The organism is Novosphingobium lindaniclasticum LE124, assembly GCF_000445125.1.
Taxonomy (GTDB): domain Bacteria; phylum Pseudomonadota; class Alphaproteobacteria; order Sphingomonadales; family Sphingomonadaceae; genus Novosphingobium; species Novosphingobium lindaniclasticum.
Genome location: NZ_ATHL01000133.1, coordinates 1 through 19,944 on the forward strand (window position 1 = coordinate 1; position 19,944 = coordinate 19,944).

At 64.1% G+C, this 19,944-nt stretch carries 17 protein-coding genes and 3 pseudogenes; 11 read left to right on the top strand and 9 right to left on the bottom strand.

What is annotated here, in order from left to right; all coding sequences use genetic code 11:
* Both L284_RS43260 and L284_RS48865 read right to left on the bottom strand, forming a co-directional pair.
* A pseudogene (locus L284_RS43260) lies at positions 1–1,019 on the bottom strand (IS3 family transposase); the annotation flags it as partial.
* A 63-nt stretch (positions 1,020–1,082) separates the two neighbouring features.
* Positions 1,083–1,202: pseudogene (locus L284_RS48865) on the bottom strand (integrase); the annotation flags it as partial.
* A 145-nt stretch (positions 1,203–1,347) separates the two neighbouring features.
* Between L284_RS48865 and L284_RS43270 the strand changes: the two are divergent.
* Together L284_RS43270 and L284_RS43275 are read left to right on the top strand one after the other, a co-directional pair.
* Positions 1,348–4,317 (top strand): Tn3 family transposase, encoded by a 2,970-nt coding sequence (locus L284_RS43270; protein WP_025160581.1) that lies wholly within the window; start codon positions 1,348–1,350, stop codon positions 4,315–4,317.
* A 413-nt stretch (positions 4,318–4,730) separates the two neighbouring features.
* A complete protein-coding gene (locus tag L284_RS43275; protein ID WP_021235673.1) occupies positions 4,731–5,366 on the top strand; it encodes a response regulator transcription factor in 636 nt (211 codons plus the stop codon).
* A gap of 26 nt (positions 5,367–5,392) precedes the next feature.
* Here the strand turns inward: L284_RS43275 and cueR are convergent, their stop codons facing one another.
* The 5 genes from cueR to copC all read right to left on the bottom strand — a co-directional run bounded on the left by cueR (position 5,393) and on the right by copC (position 10,290).
* Positions 5,393–5,791 carry a Cu(I)-responsive transcriptional regulator gene (gene cueR, locus L284_RS43280; RefSeq protein WP_020820526.1) on the bottom strand — a complete coding sequence of 133 codons (399 nt, stop codon included), beginning with the start codon at positions 5,789–5,791 and terminating at the stop codon, positions 5,393–5,395.
* Positions 5,788–8,145, bottom strand: coding sequence for a heavy metal translocating P-type ATPase (locus tag L284_RS43285; RefSeq protein WP_020820525.1), 2,358 nt, complete (start codon positions 8,143–8,145; stop codon positions 5,788–5,790). Before L284_RS43285 ends, cueR begins: the two co-directional genes overlap by 4 nt.
* Positions 8,146–8,252: 107 nt before the next feature.
* On the bottom strand, positions 8,253–8,927 hold the full coding sequence (locus L284_RS43290) for a class I SAM-dependent methyltransferase (RefSeq protein WP_020820524.1): 675 nt from the start codon (positions 8,925–8,927) through the stop codon (positions 8,253–8,255).
* Between the two features lie 36 nt (positions 8,928–8,963).
* Positions 8,964–9,908, bottom strand: coding sequence for a copper homeostasis membrane protein CopD (gene copD / locus L284_RS43295; RefSeq protein WP_020820523.1), 945 nt, complete (start codon positions 9,906–9,908; stop codon positions 8,964–8,966).
* Between the two features lie 4 nt (positions 9,909–9,912).
* The gene (gene copC / locus L284_RS43300) at positions 9,913–10,290 is read right to left on the bottom strand and encodes a copper homeostasis periplasmic binding protein CopC (protein WP_007683372.1); all 378 of its coding nucleotides are present in this window, start codon (positions 10,288–10,290) and stop codon (positions 9,913–9,915) included.
* Between the two features lie 133 nt (positions 10,291–10,423).
* On the opposite strand from copC, the gene L284_RS43305 reads away from it, so the two are divergent.
* From L284_RS43305 to L284_RS43345, 9 genes are all read left to right on the top strand, one after another.
* Positions 10,424–10,696 (top strand): hypothetical protein, encoded by a 273-nt coding sequence (locus tag L284_RS43305; protein WP_004212738.1) that lies wholly within the window; start codon positions 10,424–10,426, stop codon positions 10,694–10,696.
* Positions 10,696–11,136: a periplasmic heavy metal sensor gene (locus L284_RS43310; RefSeq protein ID WP_007683368.1), complete on the top strand. Its 441-nt coding sequence runs from the start codon at positions 10,696–10,698 to the stop codon at positions 11,134–11,136. The genes L284_RS43305 and L284_RS43310 overlap by 1 nt, the downstream gene beginning before the upstream one ends.
* Complete coding sequence (locus L284_RS43315) at positions 11,133–11,699, top strand: RNA polymerase sigma factor (RefSeq protein WP_007683367.1); 567 nt, start codon at positions 11,133–11,135, stop codon at positions 11,697–11,699. Before L284_RS43310 ends, L284_RS43315 begins: the two co-directional genes overlap by 4 nt.
* Positions 11,700–11,765: 66 nt before the next feature.
* Positions 11,766–13,691, top strand: a complete 1,926-nt coding sequence (locus tag L284_RS43320; protein WP_020820522.1) for a copper resistance system multicopper oxidase — start codon at positions 11,766–11,768, stop codon at positions 13,689–13,691.
* Positions 13,691–14,839 carry a copper resistance protein B gene (locus tag L284_RS43325; RefSeq protein WP_020820521.1) on the top strand — a complete coding sequence of 383 codons (1,149 nt, stop codon included), beginning with the start codon at positions 13,691–13,693 and terminating at the stop codon, positions 14,837–14,839. The genes L284_RS43320 and L284_RS43325 overlap by 1 nt, the downstream gene beginning before the upstream one ends.
* Before the next feature lie 90 nt (positions 14,840–14,929).
* Complete coding sequence (locus tag L284_RS43330) at positions 14,930–15,403, top strand: DUF305 domain-containing protein (RefSeq protein ID WP_004212732.1); 474 nt, start codon at positions 14,930–14,932, stop codon at positions 15,401–15,403.
* A 59-nt stretch (positions 15,404–15,462) separates the two neighbouring features.
* Positions 15,463–16,998, top strand: coding sequence for a PAS domain-containing sensor histidine kinase (locus L284_RS43335; RefSeq protein WP_020820520.1), 1,536 nt, complete (start codon positions 15,463–15,465; stop codon positions 16,996–16,998).
* A complete protein-coding gene (locus L284_RS43340) occupies positions 16,988–17,611 on the top strand; it encodes a response regulator transcription factor (protein WP_007683357.1) in 624 nt (207 codons plus the stop codon). The genes L284_RS43335 and L284_RS43340 overlap by 11 nt, the downstream gene beginning before the upstream one ends.
* Positions 17,612–17,692: 81 nt before the next feature.
* Positions 17,693–18,100 carry a response regulator gene (locus L284_RS43345; protein ID WP_007683354.1) on the top strand — a complete coding sequence of 136 codons (408 nt, stop codon included), beginning with the start codon at positions 17,693–17,695 and terminating at the stop codon, positions 18,098–18,100.
* Positions 18,101–18,162: 62 nt separating this feature from the next.
* Here L284_RS43345 and L284_RS49120 read toward each other — a convergent pair.
* Positions 18,163–18,465 (bottom strand): annotated as a pseudogene (locus tag L284_RS49120) (CorA family divalent cation transporter); the annotation flags it as partial.
* Between the two features lie 611 nt (positions 18,466–19,076).
* Positions 19,077–19,907, bottom strand: a complete 831-nt coding sequence (locus tag L284_RS43355; RefSeq protein ID WP_020820517.1) for an SDR family oxidoreductase — start codon at positions 19,905–19,907, stop codon at positions 19,077–19,079.
* Positions 19,908–19,944: the final 37 nt, after the last annotated feature.

Below are 19,944 nucleotides of genomic sequence, written 5' to 3' on the forward strand. Positions count from 1 at the left end.
GCGAAGCTCTGATCCGGTTTCGAAGGCATGGAGATAGACGCACTCGTACTTCAGGGATCGCCAGAGGCGCTCGATGAAGACGTTGTCCATCCAACGCCCCCGACCATCCATGCTGATGCGAACCTCGGCTTTGCGCAGTACGCTGGTGAAGGCCTGCGACGTAAACTGGCTGCCCTGATCCGTGTTGAAGATCTCGGGCTTGCCATAGCGGGCAAGCGCCTCCTCCAGCGCCGCGACGCAGAAGCCAGCATCCATCGTGTTCGACAGCCGCCAGGCCAGCACCTTGCGGGTCGCCCAATCCATGATCGCTACCAGGTACAGGAAGCCACGCCGCATCGGGATGTAGGTCACGTCGGCGCACCACACATGATTGGGCCGCTCGATCGCCAGCTTGCGCAGCAGGTACGGATAGATCCGGTGCTGTGGATGCGGATCGCTTGTGCGCGGCCGCTGATAGATCGGTGTCAGGCCCATCTTCGCCATCAGCCGCCGCGCCCGGCGGCGACCAACATCATGGCCTATCCGCTTCAGATGCCGGGCCATCTGGCGGCTGCCATACCATGGGCAATCAAGAAAGGTCGCATCGATCACTTCCATCAACGCCAGCGTCTCATCCGTCTCGGGCACTGGCGTATAATAATAGGCCGATCGGCTGATCGAAAGCAGCCGGCATTGGGCAGAGATTGACAGGCGTTGGTGAGCAGGATCGATCTTCGAGCGCCTCCGTGCCACGCTCATCGACCGGAGGCTTTCGCTAAAAAATCCCGCTCGATGACGAGTTGCCCGATCTTGGCATGAAGCTTTTCCAACTCGGCCTCGCTGGTCGATTTCGTCGCTTCGCCTGCCCCTGAGAAGGTCGTTGCCATGCCATCGACCGCCTGACGCTTCCATGCCGCGATCATCGTATGATGCACGCCATGCTTGGCGGCCAATTCCGCCAGCGTCAGATCACCACGGATCGCCTCCAGCGCCACCTTCGCCTTGAAGTCTGCAGAATACCGCTTTCTCGTCGTCTTCATTCCCGTCCGTTCCTCACGTCGGGATTAGCTTAACATCATGTCCAGAAAACCGGCACCACCTCACTGTGCCTGCGCCGTGCCCTTCTCGCGCCGGATCGCGCGCAGCCGCAGCTTCACGAGATCAGCCTGGGTAGGATCTTTGAGGTCGAGCAGCTTATGGATCTTGGCGATCGACGCTTTGTAGGGGGCACCTCAAGGTTCGTTCGCCAGACAACGCTAAGCCGGAGATGTCTCTGAAACTCTGCAATAACCTTTTTGCATGCCTGCCCCATTGCGCGGGTCTAGCCTGACCGATTGGGGGGTCATTCCGACTCAGGCGGGGTACAACATGGCGCGGCGCAATTTACTGACGCGGGAAGAGCGCGAGCGGCTATTCCTACCAAGAACCGACCACTTCTCGATCATCAGGAACTACACGCTGACGGTCGAAGACCTGGATATCATCGGAAAGCGACGAGGCCCCGTTAATCGGCTCGGTATTGCTGCTCACCTTGCCTTACTGCGGCATCCTGGGTTTGGGCTGCGCACGAACTCGGACATCCCCGATGCTATACTCAACTACCTGTCTGCGCAGCTTGGCGTCGCTCCGGGCACATACGGTGCCTATGGCCAACGTCCGCAAACGCGAACCGACCACAGCTCAATTGCCGCTGATTACCTCGGTCTTAGGCCGTTCACACGCGCGGATGTTGCCCACGCTATTGAACTTGCAGCCCGTGCAGCCATGCGCAGTGACCGCGGAGAAACAATTGCCAGATCCTTGATGGATAACCTGAAGGCGGAGCGCTTTATTCTGCCCCCGCCCGACACCCTCGAGCGGGCCGGGCTTGCCGGGAGAGCACGCGCTCGTAAGCGCGCAGCATCGGAAATCGTCGCCGAACTGGGCGGCAGTACATTGGAGTTGCTCGACGCACTCCTGATCAATGACCCAGCCCTTGGTATGACGCCGCTGGCTTGGTTGCGGGATATGCCCGGATCTCCGTCAACCAAGAACATGAATGCGCTTCTCAAGCGGCTGCGGTTCATACGTGATCTCGGGATTGAACCGGCAATCAGCCTAGCAACCACGGGCTTCCGCTTTGGCCAATTCGTGCGCGAGGGCAGCGTCGCTCCGCCGTTTCTGTTGGCCGACTATTCCCACAATCGCCGCAGAGCGACGCTGGCAGCCGCGGTCGTCAATCTCGAGGTCAAGCTTGCAGATGCCGCAATCCTGATGTTCGAGCGCCTCATTGGCGGGCTGTTCACCCGAGCCAAGCGTGGCCAGGAACGCCGCTATCAGGACACAGCACCTTCGGTCGGCAAGCTCATGCGACTGTTTGGTGCAACGATCGCGGCGCTGGATATGGCAGAGGAAACTGGCGGCGATCCGCTGGTCCTGGTCGATGAGATGGTGGGCTGGCATCGCCTGATGGCAGCCCGTCCGCACGTCGATGCCTTGGCGGATCTCGCTCAGGAGGACACTCTGGTTCTTGCAACCGAGCGATACGCTACACTGCGCCGGTTCTCCCGCAACTTCCTCGACACATTCACGTTCAAGGCCTCGGGCAGCGGGACCAACCTGCTCTCCGCTCTCGATCTCCTCAAGCAGGCCAACGGCAGTTGGGGTACGCAGTTGCCAGCAAACCCGCCGATGCCCTTTTCCAATCGGCATTGGTCCAAATTGATAATGGAGGGAGGAAAGGTCAGCCGTCCGCGCTACGAGACGGCCGTGCTGGCGACACTTCGAGATAAACTGCGAGCGGGCGATGTCTGGGTCGAAGGAACGCGGGCTTACCAGCGTTTCGACGCCTATCTGCTCCCCCGCAAGGCCGCACAATCGGCAATCTCCGAACTGCCGATCAACGTGAATTCCGGAGAATATCTGGCTCATAAGAGCGCCGAACTTGATCGGCGATTGCGTCACTTCGCGCATCAGCTGCGGACCGGCCGCTTGCCTGGCGTGACGCTCGTTCGCGAAAAGCTGAAAGTCGTTCCGCTGCAAGCGGCGACTCCACCAGAAGCGGAAGCTCTTGACCGCAAACTCGATGCCCTACTCCCGCGCGTCCGAATTACCGAACTCCTGCTCGAAGTCGCTGAACGTACCGGATTTCTCTCTGCATTTCGGGATGTCCGCTCGGGCAAGGAGCACGATAAGCCCGCTGCCGTGCTCGCCGCCATTCTGGCGGATGGTACGAATCTCGGCGTCGAACGCATGGCCAACGCCAGCCAGGGCGTCACATATGCGCAGCTCGCCTGGACCCAGAACTGGTATATCTCGCCCGATAACTACGAGGCTGCTCTGGCCCAGATTGTGCGCGAACATCACCGCCTCCCGTTCGCGCGAAACTGGGGCGAAGGTGTCAGTGCATCATCCGACGGCCAGTTCTTCCGCACCGGCCGGATCCGATCGGGCGCAGCCGAGATCAACGCAAAATACGGTCACGAGCCAGGTATCAAAATTTACTCGCACCTTTCCGACCATTTTGCCTCGTTCAGTTCGCGCATCATGTCTGCCACCGCAAACGAAGCCCCATACGTGCTCGACGGCCTGATGCTAGGGGCCCGCGAATTGCCACTGAAGGAGCTGTATACCGATACCGGCGGTGCGTCGGATCACGTCTTTGGCCTGTGCCACCTGCTCGGGTTCCGTTTCGTCCCTCGAATGCGTGATCTTGCAGACCGGCGGCTCGGAACCATCGTATCCGGTGCAAACTACAAAGGCATCGAATGTCTGTTCGGCCAGGCGATCAAGGTCGGCACCATTGAGGCAGAGTGGGATGATCTCGTCCGAATGGCCGCCTCAATTCGGGAAGGAACTGTTGCTCCGTCTATCATCCTGCGCAAGCTTTCCGCCTATCGCCGGCAGAACAAGCTTGACCTTGCCCTTCGCGAACTTGGCCGCATCGAGCGGACGTTGTTCACGCTCGACTGGCTGGAACAGCCTGATTTGCGCCGCGCCTGCCAAGCCGGATTGAACAAGGGAGAGGCCCGGCACGCTCTGGCAGACGCCGTCTACACCAACCGCCAGGGCCGGTTCACCGATCGAACTCTTGAGAACCAGCAATACCGCGCATCTGGGCTCAACTTGCTCATCGCCGCCATTGCATACTGGAATGCCCTCTATCTCGGCCGGGCCGCCGATCACCTGCGGTACTCGGGAATTGAGATCGACGAAACACTGCTAGCGCACGTCTCACCTCTGGGTTGGTCGCATATCGGCCTCACAGGTGACTACCTTTGGGAAGATGCATCTTTCAGCGGCAACCGCGGGTACCGAGCACTCCACGACCCGAACGGCAGACTTCGGCTCGTCGCCTAGGATGTTCTCAGTATTTCCAGCTTAGCGTTGTCTGGCGAACAAATCTTGAGGTGAGGCCTAGAACGGCTCGTATGTCCCCAGCAGGTGCCCGAGCTTTGCGGCTCTGAAGTCGAGCCCGACAGACGCACTTTTGGGCCTCACGCCCCTTTTTGCAGGTAGCGCGTTCAGCCCCGTTGAGGGCGTGTACGTTTTCGGCCGCCGCGTTTTGGGGCGCCCCCCTTCCAGGAGACCAGACGGAGGTGCCCGAACTCCAGTGGTAAGAGCCGCCGTATCGGGGCGATGTCGAGCACCTGCGCCGTTGGAACTGCTGCGGCAATATTTCGGCCTTGACCTTGGACCATGGTCCTGCCCGTAAGAGGCCTCCCCAATAGCGGTGCCTTTGCGGCGCGGCACTCCAGATCGATCCGAGGAGTATGGGGAACAAGCGCGTCGTTCACATCGTCGATGACGAAGAGACAATCCGAAAGGCACTGCGATTCACGTTGCGTACCGCCGGCTTCGCCGTCGAGGCCTACGCTTCGGGGCCGGAGTTTCTGTCGGCCGCGGGTGACGCTAAGAAAGGCTGCGTGATCCTCGACATGCACATGCCGGACATGGACGGCCTTCAGGTCCAGGTGGAGCTGACGCGACGCGGGATTGATATGCCTGTCGTCATGCTCACCGGCAATGGCGATCCCACGCTCGCCGTGCAGGCAATGCAGGCGGGCGCTGCCGACTTTCTCGCCAAACCGGTCGAAAAGGCCGCATTGCTTGGCGCGATCGACCGCGCCTTCAGCTCGCTGGAGAATATAACCGGGCGTGCCGCAGAACAGGCCGACGCGCTGTCGAAAGCCGCGAGACTGACGCAGCGCGAACGGGCCGTTCTTAGAGGGATTGCGCGAGGCTATCCCAATAGCTTTATCGCAGATGAACTCGGTACCACGCCGCGCACGGTCGAGCTGGATCGAGCCAGCCTGATGGTCAAACTGGGAGCCCAAAGTTTGCCCGACTTGCTACGGATCGCGTTTGCTGTGGACCTGAACGGATCGCCTGAGGACGATCGCCATTAGGCTTCACCATCCTGCGACATCGGACGTTATGCGGATCGGCCCGTGGCGAGTTCGGCAATGATCGGACAATCCGGCCGCGCGTCGCCGTGGCAGCGTTCGGCGAGATCGACCAGCGTGTCGCGCAGCGCCGTCAGCGCTGCCGCCTTGCGCTCGAATTCCTCGGCACGGGCCAGCGCAAGCCGCTTCACCTCGCCACTCGCGCGACCCGTATCCGCCCAAAGGCCGAGCAGAGTGCGGATCTCCTCGATCGGAAACCCCAGATCGCGCGCATTGGCGATGAACCGCAGGCGATGAAGATCGCGCTCGTCATAGTCGCGATAGCCCGCACCCCGGCGCGGCGGCGCCGGGATGAGGCCTATCTTCTCATAATGGCGGATCATCCGCTCCGAGACGCCGCTCCGCCGAGACGTCTCGCCGATGTTCACAGCGCCTTCCGGTTGAGTCGCAGCGCGTTGGTGACCACGCTGACCGAGGAGAGCGCCATGGCGGCGGCCGCGATGATCGGCGAGAGCAGGATGCCGAACAGCGGATAGAGCGCGCCCGCCGCCACCGGCACGCCCGCGACATTGTAGATGAAGGCGAAGACGAGGTTCTGGCGGATGTTCGACATGGTCGCCTGGCTGAGCTTACGCGCCCGGACGATGCCGGTGAGGTCGCCCTTGAGCAGGGTCACGCCCGCGCTCTCGATGGCGACGTCGGTGCCCGAGCCCATGGCGATGCCGACATCGGCGGCGGCCAGCGCGGGGGCGTCGTTGACACCGTCGCCGGCCATGGCGACCACCCGCCCCTCGCGCTTGAACTTGGCGACCACGGCGCTTTTCTGATCGGGCAGCACCTCGGCTTCGACCTCGTCGATGCCCAGGCGCCGGGCGACCGCTTCCGCTGTCGTGCGGTTGTCGCCGGTCAGCATGACCACGCGAATACCCTCCGCCTTGAGCGCGGCGAGCGCTTCTGGCGTCGTGGCCTTCACCGGATCGGCGATGGCGAAGGCACCGCCGACGGTGCCGTCGATTCCGATGAAGATTGCGGTGGCGCCATCGCGTCGCAGTGCGTCGGCCTGGCCGGCGAGCGCCTCGGTGGCGACGCCCTCGTCGGCGAGGAACCGCGCATTGCCGAGGACGATGCGCCGCCCTTCGACCGTACCGAGCGCGCCGCGCCCGGTCGGCGAGTCGAAGTCGGTGACGTCGCTCGTGGCGATGGCGCGATCCTTCGCAGCCTCGACGATCGCCAGCGCGAGCGGATGTTCGGAAGCCCGTTCGACCGAGGCGGCAAGCCGCAGCAACTCGGCTTCGTCGAAGCCGGGCGCCGGCACGACCTGGGTGACGGCAGGGCGGCCTTCGGTCAGCGTGCCTGTCTTGTCGACGACGAGCGTGTCGACCTTCTCCATATGCTCGAGCGCTTCGGCATTCTTGATAAGGACGCCGAGTCCGGCGCCGCGGCCGACGCCCACCATGATCGACATCGGCGTGGCGAGACCCAGTGCACAGGGACAGGCGATGATCAGCACGGCGACCGCCGCCACCAGCCCATAGGCGAAGCGCGGCTCGGGGCCCCAGATACCCCAGGCGATAAACGCGACCACCGCAACCGCGATGACCACGGGCACGAACCAGCCCGACACCTGATCGGCCATGCGCTGGATCGGCGCGCGCGAGCGCTGCGCCTCGGCGACCATCTGGACAATCCGCGCAAGCATGGTGTCGCGTCCGACCTTGTCGGCGACGATCACCAGCGCACCGGTCTGGTTGAGCGTGCCGCCGATCACCGTGTCGGCCTTGGCCTTGGTGACGGGCATGGATTCACCGGTGACCATCGACTCGTCGAGCGAGGAGCGGCCGTCCTCGACTACGCCGTCGACCGGCACCTTCTCGCCCGGCCGCACGCGCAGGCGGTCGCCGACCGCGACCAGATCGAGACTGATCTCCTCTTCGCTCCCGTCGGCGGCGATCCGGCGCGCGGTCTTGGGCGCGAGGTTGAGCAGCGCCTTGATCGCGCCCGAGGTCCGCTCACGCGCGCGCAGTTCGAGCACCTGGCCGAGCAGCACGAGAACGGTGATCACCGCGGCGGCCTCGAAATAGACGGCAACCATGCCGTCCTCGCCGCGGAAGGCAGGCGGGAACAGCTGAGGCGCGAGCGTCGCGACGACGCTGTAGATCCAGGCGACCCCCGTCCCCATCGCGATCAGGGTGAACATGTTGAGGTTGCGGGTCTTGAGCGAGGCCCAGCCACGCTCGAAGAACGGCCAGCCCGCCCAGAGCACGACAGGCGTCGCCAGCACGAACTGGATCCATACCGAGGTCGACATCGGCACGAGGCGATGGATCACAGGAAACAGGTGCGCCCCCATCTCGAGGATCAGCACCGGCAGGGCCAGCACCAGGCCAACCCAGAAACGCCGCGTGAAATCGACCAGCTCGTGGCTGGGACCGCTGTCGGCGGTCACGGTCGCGGGTTCGAGCGCCATGCCGCAGATCGGACAGGACCCGGGATGGTCCTGCCGGATCTCGGGATGCATAGGGCAGGTCCAGATCGTGCCCACGGGCGCTGCGAACGGCGGTGCCGGCGGGCCGAGATAGCGCTCGGGATCGGCGATGAACTTTGCCCGGCAGCCCGCGCTGCAGAAATGATAGCGTTCACCGCCATGATCGGCATGGTGCGCGGTGGTCGCCGGATCGACGGTCATGCCACAGACCGGGTCCTTGATGCCGGTCGCCGCTTTCGCGCCGCCGTGGCCGCCGCAGCAACCGCCGCCATGCGCCGCTCCATGTGTCTCGTTCATCGCCTTGCTCCTTTCGACGCCTGACGATCTAGGGTCTGACACCGTGTCAGGGTCAATACGTAATCGCCTAAGCGGCCAAATCGGCGTACCCGGTCGCTCGGCCGGGATCAGCCAAGGTCGTTCGCAACCGTAAGGCCCTGGGCCTGCGCCGGTCGATGCGCGGTAAGCAATTCGATCGCGCCGGTGATGGTCAAGAGCCGAAACGTCTCGGCCACATGCCTGAAGCCGGCCGCCGCGATCAGGCCGGGGAGCACGCCGTCGGCGTTGGGTCGGGTATCATCGATGCCATCGAGTCGCTGCACGGTCAGGCGAAAGGCGAGCCGCATGAGACCGTGCTGGCGGCCATAATCTGCGATCACCAGGCGGCCACCCGGGCGCAGCATGGCGAACATGGCGCGCAGGGTTGCCGCCTTCTCCCTGACCGGCATCTGATGCAGCACGAGACTCGATACGACAGCGTCGGCGGTGCCCGGGGCCACGTCCCTGGCAAATCCCTGACGCCAGTCGATATCGGCCTGCCGCGCAGCGGCCTTGTGCCGCGCGATGTCGAGCGCCTCGGCATCGGGATCGAGACCGATCACCTGCGTCCTGGGCTCGGCTTGCTTGAGCATCAGCGCGAAGCTGCCGGTGCCACAGCCGACGTCGACGACCGTCTCACCGGCTTTGGGCGCCAGGGCGGCGAGCATGGCGGCACGCCACCGCTTCTCCCGCGTCCACAGGCGGATCGCGCGATCATAGTCTTTCGTCGATCCGGTCCCGAGCGGCGGGGTGTAGGATTGCATTGGCTTCTCCCAACGCGAGGCGTCCGAAACGATAAGCTACATCGACATGGGTGGCGACAGTGTCCCCAGCCAGGCGACCAGCCCGAGAATGACGATCGCAAGACCGCCTTCGACGACGAGGCTCGCGCGCAGCAGCGCCTGCGCCCGTGGCGCGTCCTCTTCCTCGATCGCCTGCGCAAGTGCCGGGGTCAGGCGATAACGGTTGAGCGCGGCCAGGCCCAGCATGCCGGCGAAGAGCAGCAGCTTGGCGATGAGCAGCAGGCCGTAGGTCGACTGCCCGAGAGACGCGATGTTGCCCGGGCCGACCAGGAACCAGCCGTTCACCGTCCCGGTCAGGATCAGCAGGGCGACGATGATCGTGCCGACGAGGGAGAAGCCCCGCAGCGCTTCCTCGGCGAGCATGACCCGGTCCATGTCTTCAGTGGCGAGATCATCGGTTGCGAGCCTGGTAAGAACCAGCGCAAGGAATGCGGCAAGCGCGCCGACCCAGGCGCCCGCGGCGAGCAGATGGATGAGATCGGCCCCCAGTTGCAGCCAGCCCGCCTCGCCTTCGCCGGCCGCGCCATGCCCGCTCCAGGCGAGGGTCGCGAGTGCGACCGCGCCTGCCAGAGTGGAGGCGATGAAGGCAGGACGGGATTGCCGGCGATAGAAGGGGATGGAGAGCAGAAGAACGAGGAGCGCGACGAGGCGCGCCTTCAGCGCCGTTCCCATGGACGTGCCGTTGAACAGCTCTGCGACCATGGAAAGATCAGGCTGGGTGAGCGGCAGCCCGGTCATGGCCGCTGCCTGCAACGCGAACCCCAGCGCCGACAGCAGGAGGGCGAGACAGGCGAGACCGGCCACCATTGCTACCATCGGCAGATGCCGCTGTACCATCCGGCCGCCGCCGGGCGCATAGAGCGCGAACAGCGGCAGGCCGAACAACAGGCCGAGATCGACGTAGAGCGCCCAGCGGACGGCGACGAGTGCCACGTCGTTCATGGCGTCACTTGACGGTAAAGGCGAGATTGCCCTGGATGCGGTGCGTGTCGGTCGAGACGACGTGCCAGGCGACCTGATAGCTGCCCGCCATGAGCGGCTTGGCGAGCGTCAGCACGAGCGTCTTGTCGCCTTCGACGGACGTCTTGAAGCCGGTTACCGCCATGCGGTGGTTGGGCATGCCGGGCATGCCGGTCATCACGATCTCGGCGCCCGACAGCTTCGGCATCAGACCTTCACTGAAGGTGAGCGTGATACGCGAAGGCGCCGAGACGCTGGCGTTCGCGGCGGGCGTCGAGGACACAAGCTTGGGATGCGCGTAGGCCGGAGCAGAAACACTCAGGCCGACGGCGGCGATAACTGCGAGAGGCGAAAAGAAACGCATTGGAACATTCTCCTGTAGATCCCATGAGACAATACGCAGCCCGAGCCCCCACCCCTCGCAATTATTCTTTTCAATCTACAGCAAGGGTTCCTGGACCATCGTGCGTATTGAAGGATGAAGACGGAGAAGCACCATGGATGAACTTGACCACCTGCTCTCGCGGTTGCGCGATGCGCCTCTCGATCCCAGGCTCGGCGGCCTGGAAAGCCGGGTCATGGCGGAAATAGCGCGCATCCGGGCCATACCAAGCCTTGGCGCTATGACGTTCGGCATCGCGGCCGCAACCGCGCTGTTCATCGGAATTGCCGGCTCGGCAGTTCCGACACGGTCTGCTGATGCCAAACCGCTATCGCCCTTCGATGCTCGGCTCGCGCTTGCGCCCTCGACGCTGCTGAGCTCGCAGTGATGCGCGACCGCCGCCGGCTCCTGCTCCTCGTCCTGGTGACCTTCGCCGCGGCGATCGCTGGCGTTGTCATTGGCCGCGTCTATGTGGTTCCAGTGCGCCCGGTCGAAAATGAGCTGCACGAGCTGCTCCATCGCGATCTGAAGCTGAATTCAGCGCAACACAGCCGACTCGAGACAATCGAGAAGAACTACGCGATCCGGCGTCAAGCGCTGGAGGCCGAATTGCGCGCCGACAATGCGCGTCTCGCGGAAGCGATCGAAGCGGAGCATGGCTATGGCCCGCAAGTCGCAACTGCGGTGGATCGCTCGCACCAGGCCATGGGCGCGCTGCAGAAAGAAACACTTGAGCATATCTTCGCGATGCGGGCCGTGCTGCGCCCGGATCAGACGGACAAATTCGACGACGCCGTGGTGAAAGCGCTGACGGCCAAATCCGAATGACCGCGTGCCTCCCCGACTGCTCGGACGGGGAGCTCGCGGCTCTGGCGCTTGGAGGCCGGCAAGCGGCCTATGGCGAGCTGGTCCGCCGGCATCAAGGTTGGGTTCACCGGCTCGTGCGCAGCCATGTCGGATCTATGGATGAGGCATTGGATGTCACCCAGGCGAGCTTCGTCGCGGCCTTTGCCGCACTCAACCGCTATGACGTAACCCGACCCTTCCAGGTCTGGATGTCCCGGATTGTCATCAACAAATGCCATGACTGGCGGCGTCGGCGAGCGGTTCGAAATTTCTTTGCCCTAGCCCTACCGCTCGGCGAGGCGGACGGCGTCGCCGACGACGCACCGCTGCCCGATCAGGCGATCGGGGCCGAACAGCAGCTCGCGCAAGCAATGAAAGCGATTGCTGCCCTGCCGTCTTCCCTCAAGGACACGCTTATTTTGCGTACGATCGACGAGAAATCGGAAGCTGAAACCGCCGAAATTCTCGGGATCAGCCAGAAGGCGGTCGAAACGCGCCTCTATCGAGCTAGGGCACGCCTTTCGGAAATATTAAAGAAAGTTTGAGGGGGATGAGGCCATGCTGCGTATTCCCAATAGGTACGCCCTCTTTCTTAAAGCTGAGACAACCGAATGATTTCTGCTCTCGACCGCCGCCAGTTCCTCCGCGGCGCGGCCCTCGCCGGCGGCGGCGCAGCATTGTCAGCCTGGCTGCCGGCCTGGGCGCAGACGATCTCGCCGGGGATGCGACCGACGCTGCCGACCGTGTCGGGCGAAGACATTACGCTCACCATCGCCCGGCAGTCGATGACCATCGACGGGCGCAAGTTCCGGGCAATCGGCCTCAACGGCACGGTCCCCGCCCCGCTGATCCGGCTGCGCGAGGGCCAGCGCGTGCGGCTCAACGTCATCAATCAGCTGGAGGAGGACAGCTCGATCCACTGGCACGGGCTGATCCTGCCGGCCAATATGGACGGTGTGCCGGGCGTGTCTTTTCCGGGCATCAAGCCGGGCTCGAACTACCTCTACCAGTTCTCCGTCGTGCAAAGCGGCACCTACTGGTACCACAGCCATTCAGGCCTGCAGGAACAGGAAGGCCATTACGGCCCGATCATCATCGATCCCGCCGGTGCCGATCCGGTCGCCTATGACCGCGAGCATGTCATCGTGCTCGCCGATCACAGCGCGCTCTCGCCGCAGGCGATCTTCCGGCGCCTCAAGGTCAACCCCGGCCATTTCAATTTCCAGCGCCAGACCCTGGCCGGGCTCCTGTCGGGCAAGGATCAGCCGCTCAAGGACCGGCTCGACTGGGGCCAGATGCGGATGGACCCGGCCGACATCTCCGATGTGACCGGATCCACCTACACCTATCTCGTCAACGGCCATGGTCCGATGGACAACTGGACCGCGCTCTTCACCCCGGGCGAACGGGTGCGGCTGCGGGTCATCAATGCGTCGGCGATGACCACCTTCAACGTCCGCATCCCCGGCCTGCCGCTGACCATCGTCCAGGCCGACGGGCAGAATGTGGTGCCGGTCACCGTCGACGAGTTCCAGATTGGTGTTGCCGAGACCTACGACGTCGTTGTCAGCCCAGGCGATGACAAGGCCTACACCCTTGTCGGCGAGGCGATCGACCGCTCGGGCATGGCGCGTGCCACGCTCGCGCCGCGCGCCGGCATGGCCGGCGAGGTTCCCCCCTTACGCAAACGGCCGCTCGCCGACATGAAGGACATGGGCATGGACATGTCCTCGATGCCGGGCATGGAAGGCATGGACATGTCGGGCGGCGCTATGCGGGGCGTCGATCCGACGGCCGAGAAGAACGCGTCCGCGCGCCTCGCGACCGGCGCGGCGGCAGCGATGGCGACCATGGACAATAGCGCCATGGCAGGCATGGATCATTCGGGGATGGATCATTCCGCGATGAGCGGGATGGACCACGGCGCGATGGGCGCCGATGGCCAGATGGCGGGCATGGACCATGGCGGGCACGCGATGGGGTCGATGAAGATGCGAGACTTCTCGAACGCGCCGCAGGTGAAGCGCGACCCGAGCGTCCAGACCATCTCGCCGATGCCCGTCGACCGCACCGGCGAGCCCGGCCAGGGCCTCGCCGACGTCGGCCACAAGGTGCTTGTCTACAGGGACCTGATGGCGCTCGATCGCAATCCGGACGTGCGCGCGCCGAGCCGCAGCATCGACATTCACCTCACCGGCAACATGGAGCGGTTCATGTGGTCGTTCGACGGCGAAAAAATGTCGGACCATCACGAGCCGATCCCCTTCATCGAAGGCGAGCGGGTGCGCGTCAATCTCATCAACGACACGATGATGGGGCATCCGATCCATATTCACGGGCATTTTTTCGAGCTGGTGACGGGGCATGGCGATCATGCGCCACGCAAGCATACGGTAATCGTCCAGCCCGGCGGCAAGGTGACCTGGGACTTCACCGCCGACGCGGTCGGCGACTGGGCCTTCCACTGTCATCTCCTCTACCACATGCATGCCGGGATGATGCGGGTCGTGAGCGTCCGTCCGAAGGGAGACGCGTAATGACCCGCATCCTCACGCCGCTGGTGAGCGCGATCGCCCTTTTCGCTGCCGCGCCCGCCTTTGCCCAGGATCATTCAATGCACGGCATGCCCGGCATGGCGCCGCCGGGCGAGGTGCCGCCGGCGCAGGAGAAGAAGAAGGACAAGGCCGCCGCCAGGCCGCGCGCTCAGACACCAGCGCCAGACGCCACCTCGGCGATGGACCATTCGCAGCACCAGGCCAGTCCTGCGCCGCAGGGAGATGCGGCCGGTCAGCCGCAACCCGCGTCTCCCGCGATGCCGGACATGCCGGGCATGGACCACTCCCAGCATCAGGACGGCGCGATGCCGGACATGCCCGGGATGGACCATTCGCAGCATGGCCAGACCGCCATGCCCGGCATGCAAATGACCGGCACGGCGCTTCCGGCCGGCAATGCGCCCCCGCCGCCTCCCCCCAGCGACCACTTCGCCGATCGTGATTTTCCCGGCGCCGAGATGGCGCGCTCACGCGACATCATGATGAAGGACAGCGGCGGCAACAATTTCGGGCAGGTGCTGCTCAACCTGTTCGAGTATCAAGCGCATAGCGGTCGCGATGGCTATCGCTGGGATGGCGAAGGCTTTTACGGCGGCGATATCAATCGGCTCTGGCTCAAGAGCGAGGGCGAAGGCGAGTTCGGCCGCGGCATCGACAGCGCGGAGGTGCAGGTGCTCTATAGCCGGGCCATCGACCCCTATTTCAATCTTCAGGGCGGTATCCGCCAGGACTTCGGCCGCGGGCCCGACCGCACTTACGCGACGGTCGGCGTCGAGGGCCTGGCTCCCGGCATGTTCGAAGTCGAAGGCGCGCTGTTCCTCTCGACCAAGGGCGATGTTCTGGGCCGGGTCGAGGGCTATTACGACCAGCGCATTACCCAGCGCCTGATCTTGCAGCCGCGCGCCGAGGTCAATTTCGCCGCGCAGGATATTCCGGAGAACGACATCGGTTCGGGGCTGGTCAACATAGAGCTCGGCGCGCGCCTGCGCTATGAGTTCAGCCGCCAGTTCGCACCCTATATCGGCGTCTCTTATCTGCGCAAAGCCGGCGACACGGCGCGGCTGTCGAGGCTTGCCGGCGAGGACGTCCATGCGACCAGCTTCGTCGCCGGCGTTCGCTTCTGGTTTTAGCATCAGGACGGCTGATGGCGGGGGCGAACAGGAGAGCGGGGCGTTACACTCATACCCAGGTCGGCCGGCGCCGAGCGAAGGAGATACGCCATGGACCATTCGTCCCACATGAACACCCGGAAGATGGGCGCCTATTGGAGCCTTGCCGTTCAGACCGTCATCAGCGGCGTCATCATGTATCTGGTGATGTTCGTCATGATCGACGGGCTCGACAGCTTCTACAACAACCTCAACATGCTCTACATGACGCTGATGATGGTCGCGCCGATGGTGGTGCTGATGATCGTCGCCATGCGGCACATGTTCGCGTCGAAAGCCGCCAACATCGCGCTGATCGCCGCGTCGCTGGTCGCCTTCTTCGGCAGCTTTGCGCTCATCCGCACCCAGACCACGATCGGCGACACGGCCTTTCTGCGCTCGATGATCCCGCATCATTCCGGGGCGATCCTGATGTGCCAGGAAGCAAAGCTCAGCGATCCGGAAGTCATCCGGCTTTGCGAAGCGATCAAGCGCTCGCAGCGGCAGGAAATCGACGAGATGAAGGCCATACTCGCGCGGCGCTGAGTGGCACGGTCGGGCTACGCCCGGATCCGTGCGCCCGGCCAGGCATGTGAGCCGGGACGATGGTCGACACGAGGCGCGGGCCGGACGAGATTGCCAGCGACGTAGCGCGGCTTGCGCCGCTGTTCCTGCGACAGGCTGGCGGCCACGTCCTGACGCTGCTCGATCCTGCCGGGATCGTGCTGAGCTATAATGAAGAAGGCGAGCGTGCCGAATGCTGGCCCCTCGATCGCGTCTTGGGACAGCCCCATGACCTGTTCTACCCGCCCGACGAGATTGCGGCCGGCCGCCCGTGCGCAGACCTGGCGGCCGCCCTTCACGAAGGCACGCTGGAGCGCGAAGCGTGGCGGGTCTGCGAGAACGGCGCGGAATATCTCGCGCGCCTGACGATCAGCGCCCTGTTCGAAGGCGACGCACATCGAGGCTTTGCCTGCATCAGTCGCGATGTCACCGACGAGGCGGCGGTCCGGGCGTCAATCGAGACCCGCGAGCAGCATCTCCAGTCGATCCTGGCGACCGTCCCCGATGCGATGATCATCATCGACGAGACCGGCGCCATCACGTCGTTCAGCGCGGCCGCCCAACGCCTGTTCGGCTATTCGGAAACCGAGCTCGTCGGCCGCAACGTCTCCTGCCTGATGCCCCAGCCCGATCGCGACCGGCACGACGAATATATCGCGCATTATCTCCAGACCGGCGAGCGCCGGATCATCGGCCTCGGCCGCGTCGTGGTCGGCCAGCGCCGCGACGGCTCGACCTTCCCGATGCAGCTGTCGGTTGGCGAGGCCGGTGAAGACGGGCAGCGGTTGTTCACCGGCTTCATCCGGGATCTCACCGCCAAGGAGCAGGATGAGCTCAGGCTCAAGGAACTGCAGGCAGAGCTGGTCCATGTCTCCCGGCTGAGCGCGATGGGCACGATGGCCTCGACCCTCGCGCATGAGCTCAACCAGCCGCTTGCCGCGGTCGCGCTCTATCTCGAGACGATCCGCGACATGCTCGACGAGCGGGACGACGAACCCTTCGTGTCGCTACGGTCGTTGATGGATGATGCGGCACAGGAAACGCTGCGGGCCGGCCATATCGTCCGGCGCCTGCGCGATTTCGTCGCCCGCGGCGAGGTCGACAAGAGCCTCCACGAGCTGCCGCGGGTCATCGCCGAGGCGAGCCAGCTCGCGCTGGTCGACGCCCGCGAGCGCGGCATCCGCAGCTTCTTTGCAGTCGATCCCGCCGCGACGCCGGTCCTCGTCGACAGGGTGCAGATCCAGCAGGTGCTGGTCAACCTGATGCGCAATGCCATCGAGGCGATGGCGGAGTGTCCGGTTCGCGACCTCAAGGTGGCGACCAGGTTGCGCCCTGACGGGCTGATCGAGGTGACCGTGGCGGATACCGGCCCCGGCATCGCCGACGAGGTCCGGGAGCAGCTCTTCACGGCGTTCAAGTCGACAAAGGCCGACGGCATGGGCCTCGGCCTTTCGATCTGCCGGACCATCATCGAAGCGCATGGGGGCCGTATCTGGATGGAGCGCCCCGACCGCGGCGGCGCGCGCTTTCATTTTACCTTGATCCATGCGCGGGCGGAGGAGGAACATGGGGGATAGACGCGTCATCCATCTGGTCGACGACGAGGAGAGCATCCGCAAGGCGGCGAGCTTTGCGCTCAAGACCGCGGGCTACGACGTCGTGACCTATGCCTCGGGCGTGGAGTTTCTCAAGGAGGCGAAGTCGGCGGCCGTCGGCTGCGTCATCCTCGACGTGCGCATGCCCGAGATGGACGGTCTCGAGGTTCAGGCCGCCATGGCAGCACGCGGGGTCAATATGCCGGTCATCGTCCTGACCGGCCATGGCGACGTGTCGGTTGCGGTGCAGGCCATGAAAGGCGGCGCGGTCGACTTTCTCGAGAAGCCCTTCGAGAAAGCCGCCCTGCTCGGCGCCGTCAGCCGCGCGTTCGCGCGTCTCGACGATGTCGACTTTCGCACTCTGGAAACCTCTGAAGCCGGCGTGCGGGTCGCTGCACTGACGCCCCGGGAGCGTGAAGTGCTGGAAGGGCTGGCGAACGGCCTGCCCAATAAGACGATCGCCTATGACCTGGGCTGTTCATCGCGAACGGTCGAGGTCCATCGCGCGAGCCTGATGGCCAAGCTCGAGGTCCGCAATTTGTCCGAAGCCCTGCGGATCGCCTTTGCCGCGGGCATGGGCCGCAAGCCGAAGTGACTGCGACCTCTACGTAGCGACGGGACGAGGCGCGATATGCGATCGATGGTGCAATCGTCACACGGGTGTCCGCTTCTCGCAATGCCATCGGTCCGTTCCACTCAGCATGATGGCAGATACACCATCCTCGTCTCCGACGACGATCCCGGCGTGCGGCGTGGCCTCCAGCTGCTGCTGAGATCGCGCGGCTATGCCGTGTGGGGATATACGACCGGCCACGCGCTGTTGGCCGACCCCCGCGCGAAGGAGGCAGACTGCGTCATCCTCGACTATCGCATGCCCGACATCGACGGATTCGCGATGCTGCGTCACCTTCGCGAGATCGGATGGTCGGGACGCGCCATCATGATCTCAGGCTTTCACGACACGCTGCTGGCCTGGCGGGCCGCCGAGGCGGGCTTCGATCACGTTCTCGCAAAGCCTTTGATCGGCAGGGCTTTGCTCGATGCGTTGGACCGGCACCGCGCCGAGGTTCTGCGAAAGCATTGAGTTATGGCGGCCGGCCCCCGGCAGCCTCAGCCCGGCGCGATGTGGAAAGCCGATCTGCGCCGTCAAAGCCAGTGGCTACGTTTGAACCGGATGTAGAGCCCAATGCAGACCGCAGCGATGACGCCGAGGATGACGAAATATCCCCATTGCGTCTTCAGTTCGGGCATATTCTCGAAATTCATGCCGTAGATTCCGGCAATCGCGGTAGGCACCGCGAGGATCGCAGCCCGGGCGGCAAGCTAACGGGTGATCGCACCTTGGCGCTGCTGTTCGAGCAGGTGACTCGCCTCGAACACCGAGATCAGGATGTCGCGGATGCCGGTGATGGCGCTCTCAACCCTGAGCATGTGATCGTCGAGCTTCGAAATCTGGTGGCCGTTGTCGGCACCTTCCATGGCAAGCGGGTGAAGGCCGTAATTCCCGGCGATGTCGGCAAGTTCTGTTTCGCTGGGCTGGGACATTTTGATCCACACGAAGTCATCCTTGCCGACGTGCTCGCACGCCGGATCGATCAGGGTCGCCGGCCGTAGCCGTTTGCCATTGTGACAAAGAACGGCGGCGGCGACCGGAAGCCGTGTGCCTCGCCTATTGAGACGCGCGCACAAACACTCGTCATTCTTCAAGCCCAATCGCAGGAAGAAGAAGGCGGCGCGCAGCAATTCGAGCGAGAGCTTATAGAAAATGCGGCGGAGCGTTGGGTTTCGCAGAAGGCCGCTCCCGTTCATGACGCGCGTGGCTGGGCGGCGCGCTGCCACATCAAGGGCACGCAGACTGCGAAGGTCTGCGCACCCTTGATTGGCGACCGCGAGGGTTTTCCTCTCTTGCGATGGTACCAAGCGATTGCCCGTGTGGCGCCTCTGCAATCGTGTCGGATGACTATACCTAAGTATCGGATAACGGCGCTGACGACAGGGTTGCCGGGCCCCGGTGAGGCGCGTCGCACCGCGCGGAGACGAAAGCTGGAAGACGGAAAAGCTCAACTGTCGAAAGCGACCGAGCGCGCGAGCGCTTCCTGGGACTGCAGAAAGGCGAGCCGCGATTGCAGCGCCGCCTGGACAACGCCGAAAGCGTCACCCCCCAGAGTCACGCGCAGCGGCGGATGGTCGCTGGTTGCGACATCAACGATCGCTTGCGCGATCTTTTGCGGGTCGAGCGTGTAGAGCTCGTTTCCGGCGGTCTCGAACATCTTGCGGATATGGCCGGCGGGCGTATCGCGATACGCGGCGATCTCGCTGGCGAATTGCAGATTGTGGCTGAAGCTGGTGCGCGCCCCGCCCGGCTCGATCAGTGTCACGAACAGGTTGAAGGGTTCAAGCTCCTGGTGGAGGCATTCGCTGAAGCCCTCCAGGCCCCATTTGGCCACATGATAGAGACTGCTCGTCGGAAGCGAGCCCTGACCACTAGCGCTGGAGATCTGGATGATCCGGCCGCTCCCGCGCAGCCGCATGGCGGGGACAAAGGCGCGGGTGATGTGGATGGGCGCCATGAGATTGAGCGCGATCTGGCCTTCGACCTCGGCGTCCGACATCTCTTCGGTGGCGCCGATCACGCCGCCGCCGGCGTTGTTGACCAGAATATCGACGGGTCGACGCGCCTGCGCCCGGGCCACGACCGCAGCAATATCGTCCTTGACCGTGACGTCGAGCGCTTCGACGCGCAGCTGGCTCGGATATTTCGCCGCGAGATCATCGAGGCTTTCGGGCTTGCGGGCCGTCGCGGTAAGGTCGTCGCCAGCGGCCAGGATCAGTTCGGCCAGATGGCGGCCGATGCCGCTGGACGCGCCCGTGAGAAACCAGTGATTGGACATATGTTACTCCATATATTACCAACTGGTAGGTAACTTG

What these genes read in the sequence shown, in the direction of transcription:
- L284_RS43270 (WP_025160581.1), top strand. Translation starts at nt 1,348, where the DNA reads ATGGCGCGGCGCAATTTACTGACGCGGGAAGAGCGCGAGCGGCTATTC.
- L284_RS43275 (WP_021235673.1), top strand. Translation starts at nt 4,731, where the DNA reads ATGGGGAACAAGCGCGTCGTTCACATCGTCGATGACGAAGAGACAATC.
- L284_RS43285 (WP_020820525.1), bottom strand. Translation starts at nt 8,145, where the DNA reads ATGAACGAGACACATGGAGCGGCGCATGGCGGCGGTTGCTGCGGCGGC.
- L284_RS43290 (WP_020820524.1), bottom strand. Translation starts at nt 8,927, where the DNA reads ATGCAATCCTACACCCCGCCGCTCGGGACCGGATCGACGAAAGACTAT.
- copD (WP_020820523.1), bottom strand. Translation starts at nt 9,908, where the DNA reads ATGAACGACGTGGCACTCGTCGCCGTCCGCTGGGCGCTCTACGTCGAT.
- copC (WP_007683372.1), bottom strand. Translation starts at nt 10,290, where the DNA reads ATGCGTTTCTTTTCGCCTCTCGCAGTTATCGCCGCCGTCGGCCTGAGT.
- L284_RS43305 (WP_004212738.1), top strand. Translation starts at nt 10,424, where the DNA reads ATGGATGAACTTGACCACCTGCTCTCGCGGTTGCGCGATGCGCCTCTC.
- L284_RS43310 (WP_007683368.1), top strand. Translation starts at nt 10,696, where the DNA reads ATGCGCGACCGCCGCCGGCTCCTGCTCCTCGTCCTGGTGACCTTCGCC.
- L284_RS43315 (WP_007683367.1), top strand. Translation starts at nt 11,133, where the DNA reads ATGACCGCGTGCCTCCCCGACTGCTCGGACGGGGAGCTCGCGGCTCTG.
- L284_RS43320 (WP_020820522.1), top strand. Translation starts at nt 11,766, where the DNA reads ATGATTTCTGCTCTCGACCGCCGCCAGTTCCTCCGCGGCGCGGCCCTC.
- L284_RS43325 (WP_020820521.1), top strand. Translation starts at nt 13,691, where the DNA reads ATGACCCGCATCCTCACGCCGCTGGTGAGCGCGATCGCCCTTTTCGCT.
- L284_RS43330 (WP_004212732.1), top strand. Translation starts at nt 14,930, where the DNA reads ATGGACCATTCGTCCCACATGAACACCCGGAAGATGGGCGCCTATTGG.
- L284_RS43335 (WP_020820520.1), top strand. Translation starts at nt 15,463, where the DNA reads ATGGTCGACACGAGGCGCGGGCCGGACGAGATTGCCAGCGACGTAGCG.
- L284_RS43340 (WP_007683357.1), top strand. Translation starts at nt 16,988, where the DNA reads ATGGGGGATAGACGCGTCATCCATCTGGTCGACGACGAGGAGAGCATC.
- L284_RS43345 (WP_007683354.1), top strand. Translation starts at nt 17,693, where the DNA reads ATGCCATCGGTCCGTTCCACTCAGCATGATGGCAGATACACCATCCTC.
- L284_RS43355 (WP_020820517.1), bottom strand. Translation starts at nt 19,907, where the DNA reads ATGTCCAATCACTGGTTTCTCACGGGCGCGTCCAGCGGCATCGGCCGC.